Raw genomic sequence first — 25,734 nt, 5'->3', positions numbered from 1 at the left:
AGCCGCACCGCGCAGGGTGCCGCCCACCACTCATGCGGAGTACGCGGTGATCGGGAGCGGCCGGGTGGAACAGGGCGTGCGCAAGACCGGGCCGCTTGAACGGGCGTGGACTGCGGGGGCGGTCATGGAGGCGAACACGGTGAGGTGCACCAGACCGCTGGTCACGGTGTGCGCGATGTCGGTGGTGGGGCAGCCGGCTTCCCGCGCTCCGCGACGCCCACGACCCGGTGAGCCGATGAGCCGATGGCCGCGCAGCGCGAGGCCGATGGCTTGCGCCGATGCCACAGGAGCAGTCGAGCACCCGGTCAATGCCGAGGGCGGTTCGCCCACAGTCCATCTGGTGTGCCGACGGACACGACGACACCGCCTATCGGCCGCAGGGGTTCCCGCGGGGCAGTCAGCCGAAGACGACCGAACGTACCTTCAGCCGGTCGGAACCGCCGCCCGCGTAGGGGCGGAGATCGAAGGAAGGCCCCTCGCAGTTCGGGTCCGCGAAGACCCTCGCCCAGCTGTCCGTACGGTTCTTCGGCGAATGAGCGGGCTCGGGATTCTCCTCACCCACACCGGGAAGGTTCAGGCACCGGTCGCTGGGCGGGGCGTTGAGGAAGCCTGACGCCTCATTGCCCTCGACGGTGACGTAGTCGTAGCGGAACTGCCCCGAAGCGGCAGAGGCGGAAGCCGGGACGGCAACGAGAAGCAGCCCGGCACCGAGAACGGCAGTGAAGGCGGAACGAAGACGCATCGACGAGTCTTTCTGCTGATGAGGAACGTTGCCTGGCCATCAATGCCCGCTGAGCACCCTCACAGCCCTGCCTCATGCTTACGGGTGGCAGTGAAACGATCCGCCTTACCCCAGACGGCGCCCGCGCCGCGTGGCCTCGCCCCGCGGTGCGGAAAGCGGCGTGCCGCGGTCACCGGTGCCTCCGCGATCTGCGTGGGTGCAGTCCGCATCCGCGCGTCGGACGACACCGAGGCCGCGTCCTGCCCACTGCCACCATTCGGGTGGGGGCCCACTTCGGCCGGGTCCGGCAACGCGACCGGCCTGTCCACGAGACCGCCCCCTCCGTTCGCCGCGGCTGATGTGCCTTGTGGGTGAAGTGCGGAGTGGCAGTGGCCGGCACCGGGCAGTCAAGACACTCGACACCGAATGCCCCGCAGCTGGAGGAGACGTCGTGCGCGTAGCCCTGCTGGTCACCGGCCTTCACCGGGCCGGACACGGTTGGCTCTCCCCTGTCCGAGGTCGAGGCTGAGGGAGGCCGCTGGGTGAGCGCGTCAGGAGAGGGCGCCGCCGCGCCCCGGAGGGCGTGGGCAGGGTTGCTCACCGAGGCGCACACCCTGCTGCCCGAGACCGTGGCGCTGCGCCGGAGCCTGCACCGCTTCCCCGAACTGGGCCTGGATCTGCCCCGCACCCAAGGGGCCGTGCTGGACGCCTTGGCGGACCTGGGTCTGGAGATCGCCACGGGGTCGCGCCTCACATCCGTCACGGCCACCCTCGAAGGCGCCTCGCCCGGCCGGACGGTGCTGCTGCGGGCCGACATGGACGCCCTGCCCTTGCAGGAGGAGACCGGCCTGGGGTTCGCCTCACAGGTGCCGGGCGCCATGCACGCCTGCGGACACGACGCCCACACGGCGATGCTCGTCACGGCCGCCCGCCTGGTCGCCGCCCGGCGTTCGACGCTGGCCGGTCGGGTGGTGTTCATGTTCCAGCCGGCGGAGGAATCCGGCGGCGGTGCAAGGCACATGATCGACGAGGGGGTCCTGGAGCTCGCCGGTGGCAGGGTGGAATCGGCGTTCGCCCTGCACATCACCACCCGCTTCGACAGCGGCACGATCCACCTGCGGCCCGGACCGACCTTCGCCGCGTCCGACCTGCTCCATATCACCGTCCGCGGGCGTGGCGGTCACGCCTCCGCCCCGCACCTGGCACTCGATCCGGTCCCTGTCGCGTGTGAGATCGTCCAAGCGATCCAGGCGATGGTCACCCGCACGATCGACGTCTTCGACCCGGCGGTCGTCACCGTCGCCTCCCTCCATGCCGGCACCACGACCAACGTGATCCCCGCCTGCGCCGAGATCCACGGCACCGTGCGCAGCCTCTCCCCGGCCACCCGTCGGCTGGTGCACGAAGGCATCACCCGCGTCGCCCACCACGTCGCCGCCGCCCACGCGGCCACGGCCGAAGTCACCCTCACCGACGGCTACCCACCCGTCATCAACGATCCCGCCCGCACCCGGCTCCTCCACGCCACCGCAAGCGCGCTCCTGGGCCCCGACCGCGTCCACCACCTCGCCCAGCCCCTGATGGGTGCCGAGGACTTCTCCTACGTCTTGCAGCAGGTGCCGGGCGCGATGGCGTTCCTGGGCGCCCGCCCACCCGGCCTCCCAGCCGGGGAAACACCGGACATCCACTCCAACCGGGTCGTCTTCGACGAGAACGCCCTGGCCACCGGAGCGGCCCTCTACGCGGCCACGGCTCTCGAAGCCACCGGTCAACACGGGCCGCCGACCTGACGCCCGGTCACCGGCCCGGCCCACCCGGTCGAAGTGCCGTGCACGCACCGCGCCCCTCGCCGTCGGGCACGGTCCACCGCTCTTCGAGGCCGTCGAGGACGGACGTGGCCCCGGCGCGGTTGTCAGTGCTGCCGGTGACACTCGTGCTGCGGCGCCGCCCCGGCAACGCAGGAGGAGGGGAGCGACATGGCTGAGGTGCTGCTTTTCCATCACGGGCACGGACTCACCGGCGGCGTAGACCGGTTCGCCGAGCGGCTGCGACGGTACGGCCACACTGTCCATGCCCCGGACCTGTTCGAGGGGCAGGTATTCGACAGCCTCGAAGAGGGCATCGCTTACACCGCGAGGGTCGGTTTCGATACGGTCCTCGCGCGCGGAGCCGCTGCCGCCGGGGAGCTGCCTGCGGAGCTCGTCTACCTCGGGATCTCGCTCGGCGTCCTGCCGGCGCAGAAGCTGGCTCAGACCCGCCCCGGCGCGAAGGGCGCGCTGTTGCTGGAGGCATGCGTCCCTGTCTCGGAGTTCGGTGGCGCCTGGCCCCAGGACGTCCCGGTCCAGGTGCACGGCATGGACGCAGACCCGTTCTTCTCCGGTGAGGGGGATGTGGACGCGGCCCGCGCGCTCGTCGAGACGGTGGCCGGTGCCGAGTTGTTCCTGTACTCCGGAGACAGACATCTGTTCACCGACAGCAGCCTGGCGTCGCACGACGAGCACGCTGCAACCCAGGTCACCCACCGCGTGCTCGACTTCCTCGACCACATCAAGCAGGGAACCTCGACTGCACCCGCCTGACCGGGACCGCTGTGGCCGTGAGTCGAACGCGAGAACGGCCGGATCGGTAGGGGGACGGCCGCTCGCGCGTGACGTTGGTCAGAGGGGCCACCACGGAAGTCGTCGTCGGGCGGTCCGGGGGCAACCGCGCGGGCGCCGACCAGGGTGAACGCCGAGAACGCGCCCGGATGGTCGAGTACGGCGAGCTGGGCGACCATCCCGCCCACGCCGATCCCCGCGAGGTGCGCAGGCCGCCCGCCGAGCGCCCCGGCAAGGTCCGCCGCGTCGGCGGCGAGATCCCGCAGGGTGTAGGCGGTCGCCTGCGTGACCGTGGTCGTCGACTCCCCGCAAGACGTAGAAGGCTCCAGCCGCTGCCCGGCAGGCTCCGCCACCCGGGTGGTTTTGGACGCGGCCCTTCGGTAGCAGGGCGAGCCACCTGGAAGGATGGCCCCGCTGTTGCCGGCCGGGATGACATCCGGTTCGGCGGAACCGAAGAGAGGATCCATGGTGGGAACGAAGTGGTCCACCGCTTCTCGGGGCATGGCCGTGGCCCTGGTGACCGTCACCGCTGCTGCGGCACCGACGACTGCCCACGGTCAGGCACCCGACCGAGCCCCGTCCGCCCACCGCACGGTGCTCACCAACGCGGACGCCGGCCGGACCGTGACCGCGAGCCCTGGAGACGACGTCGAAGTCCGGCTCACCGCCCACCGGGCAAACGGTCTCACCTACACGTGGGGCACTCCCACCTCCAGCGACCCCGCTGTTCTCCGGCGTACCTCCGGCAGTACGACACCGAGCGGGGCCGCCGCAGCCGTCTTCCATGCGGAAGGTGGTGGTACCGCAACCGTCACGGCCGTACCCCGCTGTCGCGCCGACCAAGACCGGGTCTGTCCCTTGGTGGTCGTGCCCTGGAAGGCCAGGATCGAAGTGCGGTGACCTTCCGGACGAGGACCCCGTCCGGAAGGCTCGAATCAGCGGAGCAGGTGTACGCGCCAGGCGGGGTACCAGCGGCCGTCGGGCGGAGCGTCAGGCGGCGGGGATCCGGTCGAGGAAGCCGAGGACCGAGGTGATCCGGCCGTCCTCGGCCAGGGTGATCGCATCCGAGCCGGCGACCGGAGCGGAACCGTCGGCCGTGGAGACCAGCTCCCAGCTGAAGCGGGCGATGTGATGGTTGCCGTCCACCTCGCCGGTCAGCTTGAACTCGAAGCCCGGGAACTGCTCGTGCGCGGCCCGGATGACCGCCGCGATCGCCTCGTGACCACGCACGTCGGCCAGCGGGTCGGTGTAGGTGCCTTCCTCGGACCAGGCTGCGGCGACCGCTTTGGCGAGGCCGTCGGCGTCGGTGGCGTTCCACGCCTCGAAGTAACGGGATACGGCGGCAGCGTGCATCGGCATGACAGAACTCCCTGTCGGTCGAAGTCGCCTGTAGGTCAGGCGAGTTGGCTCGGTCGACGGGCCGGAGGAGGCCGGCCCGACGTCCGATGGCTCCACTCTGCCGCGTCACGCCCGACCATGCGATTACCACTCAGGTAATGGCAGTCCCGACCTACTCGGGCACGCATGGATGGGCATGCGGGCCGTCCAGGTCTTGCGGGATCTGCGACGCATCCGGCTGACCAGCCGCTACCCGGAGAGTGCGAGGGCAGGACTGATTCCGTGGTGAGCCGGTCGAGCCTCGGTACGCGTCCGGGGATGCGACGGCAGGGCGGGTGCGGGTGCCGTGACGTGTCAGTGGATGACGTCGAAGACATTCTTCTGCAGGCCGTTGGGGTAGGCCTCGTGCTCGACGAGCTTGAGCTTCTGGGTGTCCTTGTCCGTGGCGCTGAAGAGGCGCTTGCCGGCGCCGAGCAGGAGCGGGTACACGATGAGGTGGTAGTGGTCGATCAGGCCGGCGTCCGAGAGGGCCTGGTTCAGCGAGGCGCTGCCGTGGAGGATGATCGGGCCGCCTTCGGTCTCCTTGAGCGCGGCGACCTCCTCGAGCGGGCGCAGGATCGTGAGATGAACGCGGTGCTGGTCAGGGTGCGCATCTGAGGGTTCCTCGGTCTCTCGCGTCCAGGTGCCGCAACTTCGACCGTGCACGCTTCGTCCGCTCCTGCGTGGGCATTGCGCCAAAGCCATGGTCACTGACTGCTGATCACGGAGAAACTCATCGGTCCCGCGATCCGTCAACTTACCGAAACCACGGATGGCCGATCAGCCTGTCTCGGCCGGCCTCGGTCACCGAGGAGGAGGGCGGCGGGTCAACGGCTGAGCAGCGCGTCCAGTTGATCATCGAGGTGTGCGCTCTCGCTGTCGGCGGGGACCGCCGCGTACGTCCGGTTCAGGAAGGCGGCGACGCCGTCGGCATTCGCGAGCAGCACCGCCCGGTCCTGACCGGCCCGATCTGCTCCGCGCAACTCGATGCGGAGGTCTCGCTTCGGCCCACTGCTCACGGGCCGGAAGCGCACGGCCCCCTCCCCCACCGGCCGGTGTAGTCCGTCGGCCAGCATCTGCCGCTCGAAGTACCAGCAGGCGAGCGGCTCACCGGCGTGGAGGATCACCGCCCGTACCGCGACCGGGTCCGACGCGGTGTAGGAGAGCTGCACCAGCAGTGGCGCCCCGCCGGCCGTGGCCACGCGGGCGTGTATCAAAAAGGTCATGCCGGACGTCACAGAAGGCCTCCACGAGGACGGGGCACCTGCCGTCGGCGCCGGATCCGCGTGTGCCCATCCCGGCGCCGACCACACCACCTCGTTTCCGACCCCGGCGAAACCCCCGGTTCCCCGGAGGACGGGCGGCCGTCCCGACGGGCTCCTCGACCGCCGACCCGCTCCCTCGGGGAACCGTCCGGGGGGAGTCACGGCGCCGGCTGCCCGACTCCGCACGGGACTCCCTCATGCTGCGTCCTCCTGCCCTCAGAGGGGCACCGGCGTGCGTCCGTGCCCGCGGTGGGGCGCAGGCCGGTGGGGCCGGCGCCCCGGGACGACAGACCGGCGTGCTGCTGCCGGCTGTCAGTCGGTGGACAGGGCCTGGAGGAGATCGCCGACCTTGGGGTCGGGCAGGGCGCGGGCGACGTCGGCCTGGGCGACGATGCCCACCAGGCGGTGCCCGTCGATCACGGGCAGCCTGCGCACCTGGTGCGAGGTCATCGTGCGGAGGATTTCCTCGGCGTCGTCATCGGCTCCGATCGTGACCGCTTCACCCTGCGCGAGGTCACCGGCCTTGATCTGACCGGGGTCCTTGCCCACGCCCAGGACCTTGACCACGATGTCGCGGTCGGTGAGCATCCCTTTGAGCTTGTCGTCCGTGCCGCAGATGGGCAACGCACCGACTCCCAGCCGTGTCATCTTCTTCGCCGCTTCCAGCACCGTCTCCTCGGCACCGACACACTCGGCGCCTTCGGTCATGATCTCGCGGGCCGTCGTCACTACGACACTCCTTACCTCGGCGATGCGACGCCGCCCGATGAGCGGAGCCGCGGGATGCAACCAGGTGTGCCCCGAGCCACGGACGCATAACGCCACATGCCGCCCAGCCACCCCTTGGCGCGACTCGGCGACCCCAATGCCAGTCGGCCGGCCGCGCGAGGGGCGGGCGCGCACGGTATCGGTGGCCCCGGGGCGCCCGCGCCGGTGGGCTCGACGGTCGCCCGGCCCGGTCGGCCGTTTGGGCTGCCCGGTCGCCCGGTCGCCCGGCCGTCCGGCCGTCCGAGGTTGGCATGGAGAACATCGAGATGCACCCGGCCTGGCCGTGGGTGTGCCGGCGCGCTGCCCCCTCCCGTTCAGCCGAAGGCCCCGGTCCTGCGCCCCTCCGGGCGCAGGGCCGTCAACCGTCAACCGCTGTGCCAGGGGATGTCCGGCGTGAGCATGTCGTGGACGCAGCGGCGCAGTCCGCTGGTGGTGTCGACCGGTGGGAGCCACGGCACCCGCTGGAGCAGATCGCCGCGTTGCCCGGTGCTCAGGTCGGTCAGGAGGGTGCGGAGTTCGTCAGGGACGGGGTCGTCGACCAGACAGAGCCAGGCGAGCCCGGCGCCGATGCGGATCTCGGGCGTTCGGCCGGGATCCGACCACAGGCCCCGGGCCCACGCGGGAGCGTGTACGTCCCCTTGCTCCCGGGCGAGTTGGGCGATCGCCAGGATCAAGCTCACCTGGACCACCGGGTCGTCCTCCACTGCCAGCCTGCCGCGCAGGGCTGACGAAACGCGTGGAATCCCGCTGGTCGCCGCCGCCAGGGCGAAGGCGGCCACGGCGCGGACATCGGGATCGGGGTCGGGGAGAAGCGGGAACAGGAGGTGCAGGTCGGCGGTGAGGGCGTCGCGCGCGGCCCGGATCGTCCAGTCCACCGGGCAGTCCGTGGTGCCCTCCCTCATCAAGGGGTCCTCGGCGACTTGGAGGAGGCCTTCGCGTGTTCCGTCCCCATCGTGCTGGCATCGTCCGATCTCGGCGACCAGGCGAAGGGTTTCCGCGCGGAGCCCGGGAGAGCCGGCGGCCGCGAGCCGGAGCAGGAAAGGCACCGCCAACGCTGCCACCGCGATCGTGCTGCCTTGATGGTGAAGATCCGTCCGCAGCTGCCGCAACGCCCGCCCGGCGGCTGCGGCGTCGCTGTCGCGGGATCCCCGGCCACCTGGACCAGCGTTCCTCGTCCACAGCCTGCTCTCCGGACACCATAGCTCCCTCCACACCTCACCCCGGCAGCCGTGACCTGCGGCGCGACCGCAAGAGTCGCACGAGCGGGGCCTCAGGGGCGCCGTTCCTCGTAGTGGATGTGGTGTCGGGCAGCGATGGGGTTGATCTTCTCGGGGTCCAGTTCCCCACCGGTGAGGACGCTCGGGCCGGCCTCGACCAGGTCCTCGACGTAGCACTCCCAGCCGCCCGGGGAGGAGATCTGCAGCACGCGCGGGGGCGGGTCGGAGGCGCGGCGCAGGGCGTGCGGGACGCCACGGGGCAGCAAGGCGAAGGTCCCTTGCGGCGCCGAGTGGGTGCGGTCGTCGAACTCGATGGCGAGGACGCCCTCGAGGACGTAGACGCACTCGTCGGCCCGGCGGTGGACGTGGCGCGGAATGTCCTTCGCCAGGGTCACTTCGAGGAGCGACAACCGCCCCTCGGTGTCGGCCGTGGCGGCCTTGACGGCGAAGGCGGGTGGCAGCGGTACGCGGCCCGGCCGGACGGCACCGGGTTCCAGCAGGACGAAACGCTTCTCGTCATCCGCGTCAGGGGTGTTGGTCATGGTTGCGCTCCTCGTCTCGGCCTGTTCGGCGGCTCCGTCTCCTTGACGGACCGGCGAGTCGAGATGTGACGGGCACGCTGCCGGCCGTCCACCGACGGTGGACGGCCACAGCGACCTGCCCCGGGCGCAGCGCGGGTCAGGCGAAGGTGCGGCGCAGGTGTTCCGCCAGGTGTTCCGGTACGGCCGGGTGGAAGCGTCCGGAGACGTAGCCGTCCGGGCGGATCAGGAGGGCCTCGCCGTCGCGCGGCGCATAGGCGTCGCGGAACTCGCCCGCCGCGTCGCACACACGCGGCAGCCGTAGGGAGACCGGCCCGGTGTCCCGCGGTACCTCTGCGGCGGTGATCAGGTAGGTGTCGAGCAGGCCGTGGGCGGCGCGGTGCGCCTCGGCGGCGCAGGCTTCGAGCCGTGCGGCGCTGTCGCCCGAGGCGTGCTCCGATCCCGCGAACAGCAACAGCACGTGCCGCGGGGTGCGCAGCAGGTCGAAAAGCCGCCACGGGTAGGTGGCGACGTCGCTCAGCAGGCCGCGGCAGTCCGGTGCCCGGTCGCCCGTGGCGGGACCGGCCACGGGCGTGCCGTCCGCACCCTTCGGCTGGATCAACGGGCTGTCCGGGTAGGCGACCAGCAGCTGGGCCTGGCGCCGCAGCGTCGTCTCGGGGTCGTCTCCCTTGTTGCCGAGGCCGGAGCGGGCATGACCAGCGGAGCGGGCGTGTCGGACGGTGCGGTTGACCACTTCCTGCGCGACCGGGTGGCGTTCGGCGTGATAGCTCTCCAGCACCTCGTCCGTGGCCACACCACGGACGGCCAGGGCCAGCTTCCAGGCCAGGTTGTAGGCGTCCTGCACGCCGGTGTTCAGACCCTGTCCGCCGATCGGCGGGTTGATGTGCGCGGCGTCCCCGGCGACGAAGAGACGGCCGTTCCGGTAGCGGTCCACCAGGCGGTGGCTGACCCGGAAGGCGGACGACCAGCGCAGCGTGGAGGCGGTTGTCGGCTCCGGGGACAGCCGGTCGAGCACGGCCTGGATCTGGCCGAGGTCCGGTCCGTGGCCGTCCCCCATCCCGTCCGGCGCGCTCAATGAGTTTTCGTCCCCGGCGTCGGCGCCAGGGCGCAGCATCGACAGCCAGTACCGCCGGACGCCCGGCATCGGAATGCAAATGAGCATGTCGGCCATCGAACCGTTGTCGTCCATGTTCACGGACCGCATGCTGTAGCCGACGGGGAGCTCCCAGTCGAGCTCGACGTCGCCGATCATGTACTGCTCGGGGAAGGCGTCGCCCTCGAAGGTCAGCCCGGCCGCCTTGCGGACCAGGCTGTGCGCGCCGTCGCAGCCCACGACGTAGCGGGCGGACAGACGCTCGGTCCGGCCGTCGGCGTGCGCGAGGACGGCCTCCACCTCGTCCGGGTGCGTCTCCAGCGAGCGGAGCTCGGTCGGCCGCTCCACCTCCGTGCCGAAGCGCGCAAGATGCTCGCCGAGCAACCGCTCGGTCGCGTACTGGGGCAGCGTGGCGAAGGGGTAGGGGATCTCGGGCGGCAGGGTCAACTCGACCTGGGGGCTCGGCTTGCCGTCGATGAAGACCAGCTGGCCCCGGTGCGGCACCGCGTGATCCAGCGCCCCGCGGGCGAGGCCCATGTCGTCCCACACCTCCAGCGTGCGGGGCTGGATGCCGATGGCCTTGGCATAGGGCTGCGGGCCGGCCAGCCGATCGACGATGCGGCAGTCCACTCCGTGGCGCCGCAGCTCGGCCGCCGCCGTCAGGCCCACCGGGCCCGCGCCCACCACGAGTACGTCGATATCGGCCATGATCAGGACCCTTCGTCATCCGGCTTAGTCCGCGAGCCAGTCTGCTTCACCAGGTTGCACCGACCGGCGGATTGGCGGCTCGGCCGCCGTGGCGTAGCCGCTAACGTGCTGGTCAGGACGGGTTGACGAAGTTTCAGGTTCACTCATCCGGCCGCTGCCAGGTTGGCGTAGCGCCTGTCCCCCGGCTCGGTGGGGCCAGGCCGTTTGCTTCGGATCATCCGACCGTTAACGTGAGTACATGACGGCTTGTACGGAATGCGGTTTCGAGTACGACCTCGCCCTGGCTACCAGTGTCCCGATCCTCGCCAGGGGCCACGCGCGCGAGTACGCGGACCTGCTGCAAGCCGCGCCGCCGGTGCTGCGGCAGCGCTCCTCGCCGCACGTATGGTCACCTCTGGAGTACGCCTGCCACATGCGCGATGTGCTGCTCGTCCAGAGGGAACGGGTGCTGGCCGCTCGCCGCCTTGATACGCCGGTCGCCGAGTCCATGGGGCGGGACGAGCGGGTCGAGCACGACGGATATGCGCAGCAAACGCCCACCGATGTCGCGCGCCAACTCCAGGACGCAGCATCGCTGTTCCACGACGTTCTCGACCGGCTCTCTCCCTCCGATTGGGATCGCACGTTGGTGTACAGCTACCCCGAGCCCACGGAGCGCTCACTGCGCTGGGTCGCCGTGCACACCCTGCACGAGCTGCGCCACCACCTGCTCGACATGCGTCGCCAGCTGGAACGCCGCGACTAGCGCTGTGACCGAGAAGGTTTGCCGGGTTGCTCGTTGTGCTGGTCGGATGTGACGACTTCGACTGGCATGGGGCCCCGCAGTCACCGACCGCGGGGCCCTCACCTTCAGGGCGCCACGCAGCAGGTTCAATGCCCGCCGCCAGGGTGGCCCTCGGCGCGCTGGGCCCCACATACTTCAGGGGGATCGCCATTCCGAATGGCCGGACACGGGACGCGGTGCCGCCTACCCGCCACCGGGATCCTGTCGGGGCCTGCCAGGCGGTCGCGTCTCACCGGGCCGGAGCGACCGGCGAGCGCCGTACGTTGCCCAGCTCTACGTGAAGGCCACGGCGGCGGCGAAGCCCTGACGCCCAGGGGCGGGGGCGGCCATGCCCTGGTTATACGCCGCCCTCGATGAGGGTCCAGCCGGGGGAGATGTCGTCCAGCGGCCCGACGCTCTTGTAGTCGCCGTCGACCAGCTTCGAGGCCGAGGCGGTGCCGTCGGACTTGTAGAAGAGCAGGCTGTCCGAGGTTCGGCCCACCTTCTCCCAGAGGTCGGAGGTGCCGACCCCGCGGAAATGGAAGACCCAGCCGTCGGTCGCCGTGCCCGCCCGCAAGTCGAGTTTCCCGCCCGCCTTCGCCCAGGACAGCACCGAGTCCCTGGTGGCGGTCAGCTGGCCCAGGTGGTCCTCCCCCACCAAGCTGCCCCTGCGCCCGTAGACGCCGCCTTCCAGGGTTCCGTACTCGCTCTTGTCCCACGAGAAGGTGGCCGCCCCTGGCCGGGCCGCGGCGGTCAGCGTGTCGCACGAGCCGGCCATGGTCACCCAGCCCTTCTTGAAGTCGTCGTACGTGCGCACCTGTTGGTACTTGCCGTTCCGCAGGGTGCCGGTGATGCCGTGGCCGGTCTGGCCGTTGTAGAAGAGCACCGAGTCGCCGGAGGCCTCGACCTGGGTCCAACCCGTCGGGAAGTTGCCAAAGGTGCGGGTGCGCGCGTACTCGCCGTCGGTGAAGGTGCCGACCTCCCCAGCCCCGGTGATCTTGTTGTACAGCAGCAGCGAATCGTGGCTCGCCGCCGCGTGCGTGTAGCCGCGCGGCAGGTGGAACTCCCCGTTGGACTCCCAGTGGCCGGCGGAGAGGGTTCCGGTGACGGCGGAGCCGCTACCGGTCCGGTAGAACAGGATCGAGGTGTTCCCGCTGGTGCCGAAGCAGGACGCGGAAGCGGACGCGGGGGTGACGGGACCCGCCAGCAGAACCGCCACTGCAGAAGTCGCCAGCGTGACCACCAGGGATTTCCTCATCATTGCCCCATTTCGTCGGGTGGGCGCGCGCGTCGGGCGTCGTGGGGTCGCCCGTGCGTAGGGGGTTCCCCGCCTGGATGCGGTCGCAGCGGCCGACGTCACGGGTCGACCGAGGCTGCGACGGGCGGCACGACCTGAGCTCCAACAGGGCGCCCACCGGCGATTCCCGCCCATGTGCAACGCCCTCGTCCATTCTGCGCCGCATCGGGACCCGTCGCATCCAGGCCCGGCGCCTAGTGCTGTGACCGGGAAGGTTTGCCGGGTCGGGTGGTCAGGCCGCGGCGGGTAGTGGTCTGCCGCCCCAGCGGATGCCTTTCTCGCTGCGGATGCGGGCGCGTTCGCGTCGTCGTGCGGCGAGGACGTCGGGGTGGCGGGCGTTCTGGTTACGCCAGCGCAGGTAGGCGTGCAGGGCCCTGGTCTGGACCGTGTGATTTGGATGGTTGGAGTTGGCCAGGGTGAACTGCCGCAGGGGTCCGAAGTGGGCCTCGATGGGGCTGGCCCAGGACGCGTAGGTCGGGGTGAAGCACAGCTCGACCTTGTGCCGGGCCGCCCACCTGCGGATTCTCCAGTTCAGGTGGGCGGAGAGGTTGTCGAGGATCACGTAGATCGGTCCGCCGTCCGGGCGTGCGGCCCGGATCGTTCTCAGGGCCGCCCAGGTGTGGTCGATGCCCTTGCGTCTGTGGTTGACGCCCCAGAGCTTGTCGTCGCCGACGGAGTAGCAGCCGTGGAAGTAGGTGATTCCGTGGGTGCGGCGGTAGGTCGCCGGAAGGCGGTCGGGCCGGCCCCGATCTGCCCAGCAGGAGCCAGCGGTGGGGCGGATGCCGAGCGGGCCGAACTCGTCGAACGCGAACGTGCGGTCCGGCCGCTGGTTGATCGCGTACTCGATCCGGTCCAGCTTGGCGTCGAAGTCCAGGTCCGGGGACTCCTTCCAGGTCTTCGTGCGCTGGAAGGTGATCCCCCGGCGGGCAAGTAAGCATCGAAGTGCCTCTCGGCCGATCCGGACAGGCCTGGCCATGTTGCGCCGCAGGTGATCGACAAGCTTGCGGATCGACCAGCGGGTGAAGGGCTTGCCGAGCTGGGCCGGTCGGGCACTGGCCGTCTGGACGACGAAGTCCTCGTCGTCAGGACTGAGTAGGCGGGGACGGCCTCCCGCCCACTGAGGGTTCAGGCATGCAAGCCCGATCTCGTTGAAGCGGTGGATCACATCGCGGACAGTGTCCTCGTCCGCCTGGACCAGCCGTGCGATCACCGGGACCCTGCTGCCACCGGCCGAAGCGAGCAGCATCATCGCCCGCCGAAACCGCACAGAACTGGTACTGCCCCGCCAGACGATGTGCTGCAGTTTCTGCCCCTCCTGCTCGGTCAGCCTGCGAAACCGGACCGGTTGCGCCATCCCGCCTCCCCATGCTGGTCGGAGAATTCATTTCCAACCAGCACAACCAGCAACCCGGCGAACCTTCCCGGTCACAGCACTAGGTTCTGTCTCTTTGGTCAGCGTCGGGTCCAGATGAGGATGCCGGCGAGGTGGAGTGCGGCCTGGTAGGCGATGGCGAGTTTGTCGGTTCGTGTGGCCAGGCCGCGCCACTGCTTGAGCCGGTTGATGCACCGCTCGACGGTGTTCCGCTGCTTGTAGACCTCACGGTCGAAGCCCGGTGGGCGGCCGCCTTGTCGGCCCCGCCGCAGGCGGTGGCCGATCTGGTCGGAAGGTTGCGGGATCACCGCCCGGATTCCCCGGCGCCGGAGGTGACTGCGGATGGCGCGGGAGGAGTACGCCCGGTCGGCCAGCACAGCGAGAGGCCGGGTTCGTGGCCTTCCAGGGCCGGTGCGGGGCACGCGGATGCGGGACATCACGGTCTTGAAGGCGGGTGCGTCACCAGCCTGACCTGCGGTGATGGTGAAAGCCAGAGGCCGTGCCCCACCGTCCGCGGCCAGGTGGACCTTCGTGCTCAGCCCGCCACGGGAGCGTCCGAGAGCGTGATCGGCGGGCTCACCGGAGCGAGCCGCCCCCTTTTACGTGCCCCGGCGGCGTGCTGGTGGGCGCGGACGACCGTGGAGTCCACCGACACCGTCCAGTCGATGTCGTCGTCGGCGTCCGCCGCCGCCAGGACGGCGACGAGGATCATCTCCCAAGTGCCGTCGACGGCCCACCTGATCAGCCGTTTGTGGGCTGTCTGGAACGGGCCGAGCTCGCCGGGGAGATCCCGCCAGGGCGAGTTGGTGCGGTACTTCCACGCGATGGCCTCGAGTGTTCGGCGGTGGTCGGCCCACCGCCGGCCACGGACTGGATCGGCCGGCATCAGCGGCTCGATCCGGTCCCACATCGCATCAGTGATCACTAATCGGACAGACATATCCGATCAACTGACTTACCGTCCAAAGAGACACGCGCTAGGTGTATTGATCACGAGCGTTGTTGACATTCGGCTGGTCTTGAACATGACGAAGACCTCCGGTGAGGTGGGAGCTGTCTAGGAACTCACCGCACGGAGGCCTTCGTGTCCCACCGTAATGCCCGGTTGACTGTCTTCGGTAGGCGGCTACTGGTCGAACGTGTCCTCGCCGGGCGTCCGGTCGCCCATGTGGCGGCCGAGATGGGCATATCGCGGGCCACCGCCCACAAATGGGTCCGCCGCTGGCGAACGGAAGGCAACGCCGGGCTTCACGATCGCTCCAGCCGCCCCCGCTCGACCCCCCACAGGACGCCGCCCTCGACCGAGGCCCAAGTCTGTGACCTGCGACGAAGCCGCAAACTCGGCCCCGCACGAATCGGCCCGATCCTCGGCCTGCCCGCCTCGACCGTCCACCGGATCCTGGTCCGGCACAGCCTGCACCGCCTGGCCTGGCTGGACCGGCCCACCGGAGAGCCGATCAGGCGATACGAGCGTGCCCGGCCCGGCGAGCTGGTCCATGTCGACATCAAGAAGCTCGGCAACATCCCCCACGGCGGCGGCTGGCGGGCAGTGGGCCGAACTGACGGCGACCACAACCGTCAGGCCACCACCACCCAGCGCAAAAACAGTACGCCAGTGATCGGCTACAGCTACGTCCACTCCGCCGTCGACGACCACTCCCGCCTTGCCTACAGCGAGGTCCTCACCGACGAACGCCAACACACCGCCATCGCCTTCTGGACCCGGGCTCACACGTTCTTCCAGGACCACGGCATCACCGTCGAACGCGTCCTGACCGACAACGGCGCCTGCTACAAGTCGAAACTCTTCACCCAGACCCTGACCGCGGCCGGCATCGCCCACAAGAAGATCAGGCCCTACCGGCCCCAGACCAACGGCAAGGTCGAACGCTTCAACCGCACGCTCCTGGACGAGTGGGCCTACCAGCGGCCCTACCGGTCAAACGACGAGCGGACAGCGGCCCTGGCAGACTTCCTCCACACCTACAACCACCACCGCTGCCACACCGCACTCGGCGGACACCCACCCATCACCCGCGTCAACAACCCTGCGGGTCAATACAACTAGGCGCTGTCCGGCGGATCATGCTTCGGGGTCGAGGGTCCGGAGGTCGTAGAGGTAGGAGCGGTCGTTTTTGAAGCTGCGCCAGACGGTGGCGGGGGGTTCGGGTTCGTCGACGTGGCTGTCGAGGGGATGGGCGGTGACGAGGCCGTCAGCGATCTCGCAGTGCCAGCCGTCGGTCGGCGACCAGACACACCACACGTTCCCGTCCGTTCGGCGGTAGGCGGGGCGGCCGTTGCGCTCGCCGTCGCGTTCGAAGTGGTAGCGGAGCCCGTCGATGTGGCGCACGAAGGTGAAGGATGAAAGTGCCGTCATAGCTTCCGCACTGTATGGGACGACGCTGCTGGCGGCGAAGGAGTCCTGGGTGTGACCAGGTGCTGGGCGTATCTCACGGGCGGAGCCAGAGCCGGATCGCGGCGACGGCGACGGCGACAGTGCCATGGAAGACGTAGGCCCTCTTGTCGTAGCGGGTGGCGACGGCCCGGGAGCTCTTGAGCCGGTTGATCGTGCGCTCGACCTCGTTGCGGCGGTCGTAGATCTCGAGGTCGAAGCCGGTGGGTCGGCCGCCCTTGCTTTCGCGTCTTGTGCGGTTGGCCCGCTGGTCCTTTGGTTCGCAGATGGTGTGCTTGATCTGGCGTCTTCGCAGGTAGCGGCGGTTGCGGCGCGAGCTGTATGCCTTGTCGCCGCCGATGTGGTCCGGCCGGGTGCGCGGCCGTCCGCCTTGCGGTCGGGGAACGGCGATGCGTTCGAGGCCCTCGATCATCTGCGGCGCGTCGCCCCACTGGCTAGGGCGTGACCAGGAAGGCCATGGGCCCGCATCCACCCTCACCGGCGAGGTGGATCTTGCAGGTCAGACCGCCCCGGGACCCGTTCGCACCCGGAACAGGATCCCGTTGATCACCCTGCGGTGATCGCTCCACCGGCCGCCACGCTGCCCCGACGCTGGCAAGTACGGCTCCAACCGGTCCAACTCGGCATTCGTCAGATCACCCCGCCCCATGCCGGGATCAACGAGCCAGCAATCCGACAGCCGCATGATCCGCCGGACAGTGCATAGCCGTCTCTTTCGGATCTTGCCGGTCAAGCCCGCGTCGTCCGGCGCCGTGCATCGCAAGGCGGAGGGGCGCCGGTGTACTGGACGTACTCCGGCGCCCCGACAACGGTGGGGGCACCTCCCAGCGGTAGCCGGGGGAGAGGTGTGGTGCCGGGCGGCGCGGGTCCGGGGGTACCTCCCAGCGGTGCTGGGGGAGCAAGATCCGGAAGGGACGGCCCAGGAGAGCACGACTGCCCCGGGGTGCGTTCGACAGCCGCGGACCTCCGGGCGCATGGGCCGGGAGGTTGTCCCGAAGAGGCGAGGGGCGGGCGCGGTAGGCCGCGCCCACGCACGCCGGCTGCGTACCGCATGCCGTCAAGGCTTCCTCCGACAGACCGTGGCAGGAGAGACCGTGACCAGCGCGCTGGAGAATCGTTCAACCTGACGTCGCATCGGAAATGCACACCGCATCCCCCCGCGGTCGAGCGACATCCGGTCCCTGGGAAGCCATCCCCCCCGGCTCCCCAGGGACCGATCGCGCGTCCGGGGCGCCGCCGCCGCTGGACAGCGCTGCCGGTCTGCCACGGTGCTCCCAGAAGGCCCAAGGACGACGACCGGTAGGACCGGAGCCCCTCCCCGGAAGCTCGGGGCAACCGGGGAGGGGGAGGGGTGCGCATCCCGTTCCCTTCAACGAGCCGGAGCAGAACCGGTTCCGCAAGATCGGCGCCCGGCCCCGTAGCGGAGTCCAGGCCGCCCACTTCGCCGGCAGCGGCCTCGCCGTCCGCCGGGCCCGGTCTGCCGACGCCCCTCACTCACCGCTCCACGAGCGCATGGAACAGCAACGCCCCGGGCACGCGCCTGGTTCGGATCAACCACACCCAGAGTCAGGAGACCCGATGATCCGCCATGCCGTGACCTGCGACCGTGAGCGCTGCCTCGCCCTGTACCTGGAGTCCGAGGAGCCGGTGAAGGCCCGATTCGAGGACGCGATCGCGGAAGCCGGGTGGACCCTCCGGCCGGCGGCCGTGGCCCTGCCGGGCTATCCGGCCGCGCCCGACGTCCTCGCACACCTCTGCCCCGCCTGCGCGGCCGGACGGGGGCCGGTCCTCGAACGGGGCGACTGCCCCACCTGCTCCGGCGCGACCGAGAACCTGGAGGCCGGGGCCACCTGCCACTACTGCCGCAAGGTCGTCCCCCACCTCGCCGACAAGTGGTGCTGACCCGCAGGCACCGGAGCGCTCCGCCGGTACGGGCGCGTGCCGGAAGCGGCACGCGCCCGACGTCCGCCTGAGGTCGGCCCGCCGGCGGTCACCGTTTTCCTCCACATCACCTCCTCCACTCGCCGGATGACGGCTCCTCCCACTGCCGCGAGCGGTTCCCCAAAGGCGCCGGCGAGCACTGCTCCCCCGACACCGCGCCCCCGGCGGCCCCCGGCTCCCCGGCTCCCCGGCCGACCGTGACCCGGTCCCGGCCCCCCTCCCCCCTGCCGCCCCACGCCGCGCGCAGGACGCCGCCGGACGCCGTGAGCCCGCCCACGCGCCGGATTACCGGATGGAGGGACGATCGCGGTCGCCGGTTGGGCCGTCCGGGCGCAAACGCAGTCCGGTGACCGCCCGGCGGGGAAGGACAGAGGTGGATCACGGCCGCGGACGACAGCAATCCGGGCGGGCAGGTGCATCCAACGGCGCATCGGCCGCCGAACAAACGAGAGCGCAGCCGCCCATCCGACGGAGGAACGCACATGATTGCGAAGGCCGTTCTCGCACACGCACCCACCCCCGCACGAGCCGGGTCGACGGGCGAGCGGGTGGACGCGGACGTGCCCGCAGCGGTGCGCGGGGAACTCGAAGCCGTGCTGGACGGTCTGCTGGCCCGCGCCCGGTCGCTCGACCCCGTCTTCGCCTCCGACGTGGCCGAACGCCTTGCCGCCTTCACCCTGCGCGGCGGGCGCCGCACCCGGTCCAGGTTCCTGTGGTGGACCGCCCGTGCCTGCGGGGCCGGCGAGGATCTGACACCCGCGCTGCTGCGCGTCGCCACGGCCCTCGAACTCATCCAGACGTGCGCCCTCGTCCACGACGACGTGATGGACCGGTCCGCGCTCCGCCGGGGCGGCCCGTCCTTCCACACGCAGGTCGCCGCGCGGTACGCCGACAGCTGCGGGGCCCCCAGTGCCTTCGGCGCGTCCGCCGCCGTCCTCGCCGGCGACCTGGCCCTCGCGTGGGCCGACGATCTCGTGGCCGCGGCCGACCTGCCGCGCGGCACACGGGACTCCGTGCTGGACATATGGCGGCTCATGCGGACGGAGATGGTGGCCGGACAGTACCTGGACCTGTACACCCAGGCCACCGGCACCCGTTCCGCCCCGCTCGCCCTGCGCACCGCCTGCCTCAAGACGGCCCGCTACACCGTGGAGCGGCCGATGGCCCTGGGGGCGGCGATGGCCGGGGCGGACGCCGCCACCGCGGCGGCACTGGGCGCCGCCGGGCGCTGCGCCGGGGTCGCCTTCCAGCTCCGAGACGACCTGCTCGGTGTGTTCGGCGATCCCGAGGTCACGGGGAAGCCGGCGGGCGACGACATCAGGGCCGGCAAGAACACCTACGTGGCGGCGCTGGCGGTCTCCCTCGCCGCCGCCGGTCCCGATGCCCGCGCAACGCACCTGCTCGACCGGTTCCTGGGGGACCGCTCCCTCACCGAGGAGGGTCTGGCCGAGGTCGGGGAGGTCCTTCGGACCACTGGTGCGGTCGCCCGCGTCGAACGGCGCATCCGGAGGCTGGCCGCCGCCGCCGAGCGCCACCTGTCCCGGGCGGAGCTTCGCGGCCCGGGACAGGTGGCCCTGGTGCGTCTCCTGCGCGAGGTGGCTTCGCCCCACCCCGCTCCGGAGGAGGGCTCCCGCCTCCCCGCGTCGGCCCCGGCCGCAGCGGTTCGGCGCGCGGGAGGCGACCGATGAGGACCGTCGACGGTCGTACGGACCACGTGGTCGTCGTGGGGGCCGGTCTCGCGGGCCTCGCCGCCGCCCTGCACCTGCTGGGCGCGGGCCGGCGGGTCACCGTGGTGGAACGCGCCGCAGTCCCGGGGGGCAGGGCGGGGTACCTGGAGAAGGGCGGCTTCCGCTTCGACACGGGCCCGACCGTGCTGACCATGCCCCACCTGCTGGAAGAGGCTTTCGCGGCCGTCGGTGACAGCTTGGAGGACCGGCTGGAGCTCACGCCGCTGCACCCCGCCTACCGGGCCTCCTTCGCCGACGGGAGCACGCTGGACGTCCACACCGGCGCCGAGGCGATGGAAGCGGAGATCGAACGGTTCGCCGGCAGCCGGGAGGCGCTGGGGTACCGGCGGCTGCGCCGTTGGCTCCAGGACCTCTACCGGGCCCAGATCCGGCGGTTCATCGACACGAACTTCGATTCGCCCCGGCAGCTGCTGCACCCCGACCTGGCCCGGCTGGCGGCGCTCGGCGGCTTCGGCCGCCTGGACCCCGCCATCGGACGTTTCGTCAAGGACGAGCGGCTGCGGAGGGTCTTCTCCTTCCAGGCCCTGTACGCGGGCGTGCCGCCGGCCCGCGCCCTTGCCGCCTACGCGGTCATCGCCTACATGGACACCATCGCCGGTGTCTACTTCCCCACGGGGGGCATGCACGCCCTGCCGCGGGCCATGGCCGACTCCGCCGCGGACGCGGGCGCCACCCTGTGGTACGGGCAGGAGGTGACACGGCTGGAGCGGCGCGGCGAGAGGATCACCGCCGTCATCACCGACCGGCAGCGCATCGCCTGCGACGCGGTCGTCCTCACTCCCGACCTGCCGGTCGTCTACGGGCTCCTCGGCGGAGCGCCGCGACGGCCGCTCCGGCTGCGTCACTCCCCCTCGGCCGTGGTCCTGCACCTGGGAACCGACCGTAGCTGGTCCCGGCTCGCCCATCATTCGATCTTCTTCGGCTCCCGGTGGAAGGAGACCTTTCACGAGGTGACACGGTCGGGGCGGCTCATGAGCGACCCGTCCCTCCTCGTCACCCGCCCCACCGCCACCGACCCCTCGCTGGCGCCGGCGGGGCGGCACAGCCACTACGTCCTGGCGCCGTGCCCCAACACCGACATCGGTCCCTCGGCAGACCGGTGGGCCGTGCTCGGGCCCCACTACCGCCGGGAACTCCTCGGCGTGCTCGAACGCCGGGGCCTGACCGGTCTGGAGGCCTCCGTCGAAGAGGAAGCCCTGTTCACGCCGGCCGACTGGACCGCGCAGGGCCACGCCGCGGGCACTCCCTTCTCCGCCGCCCACACCTTCGCCCAGACCGGTCCCTTCCGCCCGCGCAACCTCGTGCGGGGCACGTCGAACGCCGTCCTGGCCGGCTGCGGTACGACACCGGGTGTCGGCGTTCCCACGGTCCTGATCTCGGGCAAGCTCGCCGCCGCACGCATCACGGGGGCGGCCGTACGGCCCCTCCCGCGCGCCCGAGCCGATGAGAACGGAGCACCGGCGTGACGCGACGCGAACTCGACGCGGCCGGCATCACCGAACCGGCCCTGCGTGCCTCGTACACCGCCTGCCGCCGCCTCAACGCCCGCCACGGCCGGACGTATTTCCTCGCCACGCGCCTGCTGCCCGCCGACCGGCGCCCGGCCGTGCACGCCCTCTACGGCTTCGCGCGCTGGGCGGACGACATCGTCGACGACCTCGACGGCGCCACCGAGGAGCAGCGCTCGCGGCTCCTGGGCGACCTCACCGCCTCGCTCACGTCGGTTCTGGCCGGCGGCCGCACCGAGGACCCGGTCGTGCGCGCGCTGGCGGACACCGCCGTGCGCTACCGCATCCCGGCCGTCCACTTCACCGACTTCCTGGCCTCCATGCGCAGCGACTTGAGCGTCACCCACTATCCGACGATGCGGCACCTGCGCGACTACATGCACGGCTCGGCCGCCGTGATCGGCCTGCAGATGCTGCCGGTCCTCGGCACGGTCGGCTCCCCGGAGGAGGCCGCGCCGTACGCCGCGGCGCTCGGCGAGGCCTTCCAGTTGACCAACTTCATCCGGGACGTGGGCGAGGACCTCGACCGCGGCCGTGTCTACCTGCCGTCGGACCTCCTGTCCGCGCACGGCGTGGACCGCGACCTGCTGCTGTGGAGCCGCGGGACGGGGCGCGGCGATCCGCGCATCACCGAGGCGCTCAAGGCCGCGGCGGCGCACACCCGGGGCGTGTACGCGCGGGCCGAGCCCGGCATCGGCATGCTGCAGCCCGCGAGCCGCCCTTGCATCCGTACCGCTTTCGTGTTGTACGGGGACATCCTCGACGCCGTCGCCCGTGACGGGTACGCCTCGCTCCACCGGCGTTCGACGGTGCCCCGGCGCCGACGGGCGGCGATCGCCGGACGGGGCCTCGTGCGCGCCGTCGCCGCACGCCGTCGCCGCCCCGGCGCGCCACCGCAGTCGGCGTCGGCCCGACCCGTGCCCACTCCCCCGGCCGGGGGCGCGGCGCAGAACGTGACGGAGGGAGCACGGTGAGCGCGAAACGCACCCGCCGCGGCCGCTACCCCCTCAGCCTGCGCCGGGCGCCCGTCCCCTGGGAGCGGCAGGAACCCACCTGGCGCGCCGCCGCTCCCCGCATCATCGGTGCGTCGCTGGAGCGGGCGCTCGCCCGGCCGTCGGGCAACTGGTACGTCCTCGGCGCCTCCCGGGCCATCGGACCCGACGAGCCGCACGGATTCACCGTGGCCGGCGAGGAGATCGTCGTGTGGCGCGACGGACGGGGCCGTCTGCTGGCCGGCTCCGGGATCTGTCCCCACCTCGGGGCCCCGCTGGCGCAGGCCCGGGTCCACTGCGGGACACTCGTCTGCCACTGGCACGGAATGGCCCTGGACGGCGGCCCCTCGGCAGGCTGGAACGCCTACCCGGCTCACGACGACGGCGTCCTGTGCTGGGTCCGGCTCGACGCTCACGGGAAGGAGGAGCCGTCGCCGCTGCCCGTCGTGCCCCGGCGCCCCGGCCCCGGCCGCGCGGTGGCCTGCGTCTACGAGGCCACTGGGATCTGCGAGCCCGAGGACATCGTCGCCAACCGCCTCGACCCGTGGCACGGGGCCTGGTTCCACCCGTATTCCTTCGTCGACCTGCGCGTCCTGGACGCTCCGGACCCGTCTTCGACACCGTCATCGTCGTCACGGGGGGAAGCCCTGGTCGTCCGCGTGTCCTTCCGCCTCACCGACCGGATCGTCATTCCCGTCACCGCCGAGTTCACCGCCCCGGATCCGCGGACCGTCGTCATGCACATCACCGAGGGCGAAGGGCGGGGCTCCGTGGTGGAGACCCATGCGACCCCCCTGGGGCCGGGCCGCGACGGCCGGCCCCGGACCAGGGTGACGGAGGCCGTGATCGCGGCCTCCGAGCGTCCCGGCTTCGCCGTCGCCCGGGCCGGCGCGACCCTGCTGCGGCCGCTGATGCGCCGGGCGGCGGGCCGGCTGTGGAAGGACGACCTGGCCTACGCGGAACGCCGGTGGCAGCTGCGCGACTGCGGCCGCTTCCCCGGCTGACACCCGGGGAGCGTGCGGCGGCTCAACCGTCCTGTCCCGGGGCGCGGCTCAGCCGCGCCAGCGTCCGCAGCGGCGCGGACCGCCCCCGTCGCGGCACCGTCCACAGCGTCTCGCCCCGTACTCCCCACTGCTCCAGCAGCGCGTTGGCGGCCAGGAACCCGCTGGTGGCCGCCCGCTCCATCAGCGCGACGGGCAGCCCCGTACGGACCATGTCGCCGGCCACCAGCAGCCGGGGATGGGGAGTGCGCACCCCGGGACGGGAGGCATGGCCGCCGATCTCGAACAGCGGGCAGTCCTCTCGCCATTCGTGCCGTACGTCGACCGTTCCGGCCTCCCGGGTCTCCCCGTAGACCCTGTGCAACTGCTCCACGAGCCTCGTCTCGACCGCCGAACGTTCCTGCGTCGGATCCACGGCGTACGCGTGCAGCTCCACCACCGAGCCACCGGTGCGCAGCGCCCACCGGTGGGCCTCTCCTTCCCAGCGGTCGAGGACGCTGACGTTGTCCAGGTCCCCGTAGCCGCTCGTCCCGAGGAAGCCCGGCCGTCCGGGCCGGACCGGGCGGTCCAGCCACAGCCGTGAGACGAGGAACGGCGCGGCCGTACGCAGTCCGGCGATGTCCTCGCGCCACCGTTCGTCACCGAGGTCCTCCGAGGCCGCCACGACCCGCCGCAGGCCCTGGACGTCCATGGCCAGGACCACGGCGTCGAAGTGTTCGTCCCGGCCGGCCACCCGTACCTCGAAGCCGGCGGCCCCCGCCGGGCGGACCTCCTCCACGGCCGTCGCCGTGCGCACGTCGGCCCCCTGTGCGGTGAGGTGACGACCCAGCGGCTCCCACAGGGCCTGGGGGAACGGCTCGCGCGGCACGTCGAAGAGCAGGCCCTCGCTGGAACCGAGGAAGTAGATGTGGAACATCAGCACCAGCTCGGCGGCCGACAGCCGGGCCGGGTCGGCGAAGAAGCTGCGGGAGAACACCTCGAACGCGAGGTGCTGCGCGGCCTCCGGGAACCGGATGGCGGCCAGGAACTCGGCTGCGCTCACCCCGTCGAGCCTGCGGTAGACCTCGGGCACCGCCACGTCCAGCAGCGGCAGCGCGGCCCGCGCGTCCATCCTCGTCAGATCCCGCCAGCCGAAGGACGGGCTGCGGGCGACGAACCCCAGCGCGCTGAGCGGAGGGGTGCGCGGTACGCGCGCGAAGCCGTCCACGCCGCCACCGCTGTGCCGTAGGGGGTAGTCGGGAAGTCCCACGAGACCGTGCAGGCCCGGATCGGTACGCCTCAGCAGCGCGCGCAGGTTGTAGTACTGGCGGAAGAAGGCGTGGAAGCCGCGGCTCATCGTGGCGGGCGAACCGTCGCGCAGACGGACCGGCCAGCCGGCCAGTCGCCCGCCGAGTCCGGGCTCCCGCTCGAACACGGTCACCTCCACCCCGCGCTCCGCCAGCGGCACCGCCGCGGCCAGCCCCGCGATGCCGCCGCCGACCACCGCGACGCGGGGTGCCGGCCCGTCGATCCGCTCCCGGCCCGGGTGCCCGGGCACCTCGTGGGCCCGCCGGTCCCTTCCGGGGTAGCGGCGCTCCCGGCCCCTGGACGTCATGCCGCCGGCCTTGCGCGCCTCGGGGCCCGGGCCACGAACGTGTGGGTGATGCCCCCTTGCCATCCGGCGAGCGGCAGGGCCCGTACGTCGGCGAAGCCCGCGCGCCGCATCCGCTCCGCGAACCGCGGGGCCGTGTCGAAGGCGACGACGCTGCGCCACAGGTGCGCGTACAGTGCCGCGTTTCCCGTCGCGCGGCCGAGCGGCATCACCACGCCTCGGCACACGGCGCTCCAGGCGGCCCGGTGCACTGGGCTGCCGCTCAGCGTGTACTCGTGCACGGCGATGCGGCCGCCGGGCGCCATGGCGGATAGGACCGCCGCCAGCGCGCCGTCGGTGTCGGTGACGTTGCGGAAGAGGTAGGCGGCGAAGACCGCGTCGAAGGGGCCGTCCGCCGCGACGTCACCCACACGGTCCGCCGGCGTGTGGACGAAGGTGACGTTGGCCGGCCATCGCTTCGTCGCGGCCCGCTCCAGCATTCCCGCCGATGCGTCGGCGGCCGTGATCCGGCACCTCTGGCCACCCGAGGCGAGCAGCGCGGCGGTCGAGGCACCCGTGCCGCAGCCCAGGTCGAGCAGCCGACTGCCGGGGGGCAGCGACGGGAGGCCGAGGCGGCGGGCCGAGCGGCGCAGTTGGCTGTGGTAGCCGGGATGGGCGCCGACCAGCAGGTCGTAGGTCGACGCGGCGTGGTCGAAGGCCGCGGACAGGTCGTCGTCGCGCAGGACGGGGCGGGTGTGCACGGGGCGGGTGTGCACGGGGTGGGGGCGCAAGGCGTGCGTGGGCATGTCGTGCGTGGTTCCTTCCATGGGACGGCCGCCAAAGC

General features: G+C 71.6%; 24 protein-coding genes and 2 pseudogenes. 9 read left to right on the top strand and 17 right to left on the bottom strand.

Features of this window, described 5'->3' with window-relative positions; genetic code table 11:
- Positions 1–30: 30 nt before the first annotated feature.
- Both OG861_RS30160 and OG861_RS30155 read right to left on the bottom strand, forming a co-directional pair.
- On the bottom strand, positions 31–285 hold the full coding sequence (locus tag OG861_RS30160; RefSeq protein WP_329192117.1) for a hypothetical protein: 255 nt from the start codon (positions 283–285) through the stop codon (positions 31–33).
- Between the two features lie 112 nt (positions 286–397).
- Positions 398–742, bottom strand: a complete 345-nt coding sequence (locus OG861_RS30155) for a hypothetical protein (protein WP_329192119.1) — start codon at positions 740–742, stop codon at positions 398–400.
- Between the two features lie 521 nt (positions 743–1,263).
- Between OG861_RS30155 and OG861_RS30150 the strand changes: the two genes are divergently transcribed.
- Together OG861_RS30150 and OG861_RS30145 are read left to right on the top strand one after the other, a co-directional pair.
- Positions 1,264–2,511, top strand: coding sequence for a M20 metallopeptidase family protein (locus OG861_RS30150; RefSeq protein ID WP_329192121.1), 1,248 nt, complete (start codon positions 1,264–1,266; stop codon positions 2,509–2,511).
- 186 nt (positions 2,512–2,697) lie between these two features.
- A complete protein-coding gene (locus OG861_RS30145; protein ID WP_329192123.1) occupies positions 2,698–3,300 on the top strand; it encodes a dienelactone hydrolase family protein in 603 nt (200 codons plus the stop codon).
- Between the two features lie 113 nt (positions 3,301–3,413).
- Here OG861_RS30145 and OG861_RS34330 read toward each other — a convergent pair.
- The 8 genes and pseudogenes from OG861_RS34330 to OG861_RS30105 all read right to left on the bottom strand — a co-directional run.
- A pseudogene (locus OG861_RS34330) lies at positions 3,414–3,785 on the bottom strand (alpha/beta fold hydrolase); the annotation flags it as partial.
- Positions 3,786–4,308: 523 nt separating this feature from the next.
- Positions 4,309–4,677 carry a nuclear transport factor 2 family protein gene (locus tag OG861_RS30135; RefSeq protein ID WP_329192125.1) on the bottom strand — a complete coding sequence of 123 codons (369 nt, stop codon included), beginning with the start codon at positions 4,675–4,677 and terminating at the stop codon, positions 4,309–4,311.
- A gap of 333 nt (positions 4,678–5,010) precedes the next feature.
- Positions 5,011–5,400: a dihydrofolate reductase family protein gene (locus tag OG861_RS30130; RefSeq protein WP_329192127.1), complete on the bottom strand. Its 390-nt coding sequence runs from the start codon at positions 5,398–5,400 to the stop codon at positions 5,011–5,013.
- A 122-nt stretch (positions 5,401–5,522) separates the two neighbouring features.
- Positions 5,523–5,921, bottom strand: coding sequence for an SsgA family sporulation/cell division regulator (locus OG861_RS30125; RefSeq protein ID WP_329192129.1), 399 nt, complete (start codon positions 5,919–5,921; stop codon positions 5,523–5,525).
- A 351-nt stretch (positions 5,922–6,272) separates the two neighbouring features.
- Positions 6,273–6,689 (bottom strand): CBS domain-containing protein, encoded by a 417-nt coding sequence (locus tag OG861_RS30120; protein WP_329192131.1) that lies wholly within the window; start codon positions 6,687–6,689, stop codon positions 6,273–6,275.
- 404 nt (positions 6,690–7,093) lie between these two features.
- A complete protein-coding gene (locus OG861_RS30115) occupies positions 7,094–7,630 on the bottom strand; it encodes a hypothetical protein (protein ID WP_329192133.1) in 537 nt (178 codons plus the stop codon).
- Positions 7,631–7,998: 368 nt separating this feature from the next.
- Positions 7,999–8,487: a cupin domain-containing protein gene (locus OG861_RS30110; protein ID WP_329192135.1), complete on the bottom strand. Its 489-nt coding sequence runs from the start codon at positions 8,485–8,487 to the stop codon at positions 7,999–8,001.
- Positions 8,488–8,623: 136 nt separating this feature from the next.
- Positions 8,624–10,285 (bottom strand): FAD-dependent monooxygenase, encoded by a 1,662-nt coding sequence (locus OG861_RS30105; protein WP_329192137.1) that lies wholly within the window; start codon positions 10,283–10,285, stop codon positions 8,624–8,626.
- 238 nt (positions 10,286–10,523) lie between these two features.
- Between OG861_RS30105 and OG861_RS30100 the strand changes: the two genes are divergently transcribed.
- Positions 10,524–11,030: a DinB family protein gene (locus OG861_RS30100; RefSeq protein WP_329192139.1), complete on the top strand. Its 507-nt coding sequence runs from the start codon at positions 10,524–10,526 to the stop codon at positions 11,028–11,030.
- Between the two features lie 376 nt (positions 11,031–11,406).
- On the opposite strand, the gene OG861_RS30095 is transcribed toward OG861_RS30100, so the two are convergent.
- From OG861_RS30095 to OG861_RS30085, 3 genes are all read right to left on the bottom strand, one after another.
- Positions 11,407–12,309 carry a hypothetical protein gene (locus OG861_RS30095; protein WP_136227622.1) on the bottom strand — a complete coding sequence of 301 codons (903 nt, stop codon included), beginning with the start codon at positions 12,307–12,309 and terminating at the stop codon, positions 11,407–11,409.
- A 268-nt stretch (positions 12,310–12,577) separates the two neighbouring features.
- Positions 12,578–13,699 carry an IS630 family transposase gene (locus OG861_RS30090; RefSeq protein WP_329192143.1) on the bottom strand — a complete coding sequence of 374 codons (1,122 nt, stop codon included), beginning with the start codon at positions 13,697–13,699 and terminating at the stop codon, positions 12,578–12,580.
- A 98-nt stretch (positions 13,700–13,797) separates the two neighbouring features.
- A protein-coding gene (locus OG861_RS30085) for an IS5 family transposase (RefSeq protein WP_329192145.1) occupies positions 13,798–14,657 on the bottom strand; the annotation gives its coding sequence in 2 pieces (ribosomal slippage) (positions 13,798–14,297 and positions 14,297–14,657; 861 coding nt in all).
- A gap of 144 nt (positions 14,658–14,801) precedes the next feature.
- Here OG861_RS30085 and OG861_RS30080 point away from each other — a divergent pair.
- Positions 14,802–15,785, top strand: a complete 984-nt coding sequence (locus tag OG861_RS30080; protein WP_329192147.1) for an IS481 family transposase — start codon at positions 14,802–14,804, stop codon at positions 15,783–15,785.
- A gap of 15 nt (positions 15,786–15,800) precedes the next feature.
- Here OG861_RS30080 and OG861_RS30075 read toward each other — a convergent pair whose 3' ends face one another.
- A complete protein-coding gene (locus tag OG861_RS30075; RefSeq protein ID WP_329192149.1) occupies positions 15,801–16,094 on the bottom strand; it encodes a hypothetical protein in 294 nt (97 codons plus the stop codon).
- A gap of 73 nt (positions 16,095–16,167) precedes the next feature.
- Positions 16,168–16,779, bottom strand: a pseudogene (locus OG861_RS30070) (IS5 family transposase).
- Positions 16,780–17,708: 929 nt separating this feature from the next.
- On the opposite strand from OG861_RS30070, the gene OG861_RS30065 reads away from it, so the two are divergent.
- From OG861_RS30065 to OG861_RS30045, 5 genes are all read left to right on the top strand, one after another.
- Complete coding sequence (locus tag OG861_RS30065; RefSeq protein WP_329192151.1) at positions 17,709–18,032, top strand: hypothetical protein; 324 nt, start codon at positions 17,709–17,711, stop codon at positions 18,030–18,032.
- A gap of 521 nt (positions 18,033–18,553) precedes the next feature.
- Positions 18,554–19,759 (top strand): polyprenyl synthetase family protein, encoded by a 1,206-nt coding sequence (locus OG861_RS30060; RefSeq protein ID WP_329192153.1) that lies wholly within the window; start codon positions 18,554–18,556, stop codon positions 19,757–19,759.
- On the top strand, positions 19,756–21,285 hold the full coding sequence (gene crtI, locus OG861_RS30055) for a phytoene desaturase family protein (RefSeq protein ID WP_329192155.1): 1,530 nt from the start codon (positions 19,756–19,758) through the stop codon (positions 21,283–21,285). The genes OG861_RS30060 and crtI overlap by 4 nt, the downstream gene beginning before the upstream one ends.
- Positions 21,282–22,301: a phytoene/squalene synthase family protein gene (locus tag OG861_RS30050; protein ID WP_329192157.1), complete on the top strand. Its 1,020-nt coding sequence runs from the start codon at positions 21,282–21,284 to the stop codon at positions 22,299–22,301. The genes crtI and OG861_RS30050 overlap by 4 nt, the downstream gene beginning before the upstream one ends.
- Positions 22,298–23,323, top strand: coding sequence for a DUF5914 domain-containing protein (locus tag OG861_RS30045; protein WP_329192159.1), 1,026 nt, complete (start codon positions 22,298–22,300; stop codon positions 23,321–23,323). Before OG861_RS30050 ends, OG861_RS30045 begins: the two co-directional genes overlap by 4 nt.
- A gap of 22 nt (positions 23,324–23,345) precedes the next feature.
- Here the strand turns inward: OG861_RS30045 and OG861_RS30040 are convergent, their stop codons facing one another.
- Both OG861_RS30040 and OG861_RS30035 read right to left on the bottom strand, forming a co-directional pair.
- The gene (locus OG861_RS30040) at positions 23,346–24,914 is read right to left on the bottom strand and encodes an FAD-dependent oxidoreductase (protein ID WP_329192161.1); all 1,569 of its coding nucleotides are present in this window, start codon (positions 24,912–24,914) and stop codon (positions 23,346–23,348) included.
- On the bottom strand, positions 24,911–25,696 hold the full coding sequence (locus tag OG861_RS30035; RefSeq protein ID WP_329192163.1) for a class I SAM-dependent methyltransferase: 786 nt from the start codon (positions 25,694–25,696) through the stop codon (positions 24,911–24,913). Before OG861_RS30035 ends, OG861_RS30040 begins: the two co-directional genes overlap by 4 nt.
- Positions 25,697–25,734 lie beyond the last annotated feature (38 nt).

Source organism: Streptomyces sp. NBC_00539 (assembly GCF_036346105.1).
Classification (GTDB): Bacteria; Actinomycetota; Actinomycetes; order Streptomycetales; family Streptomycetaceae; genus Streptomyces.
Note: the sequence above shows the minus strand (reverse complement) of the source record. Positions and strands in the feature narration are given on the sequence as shown.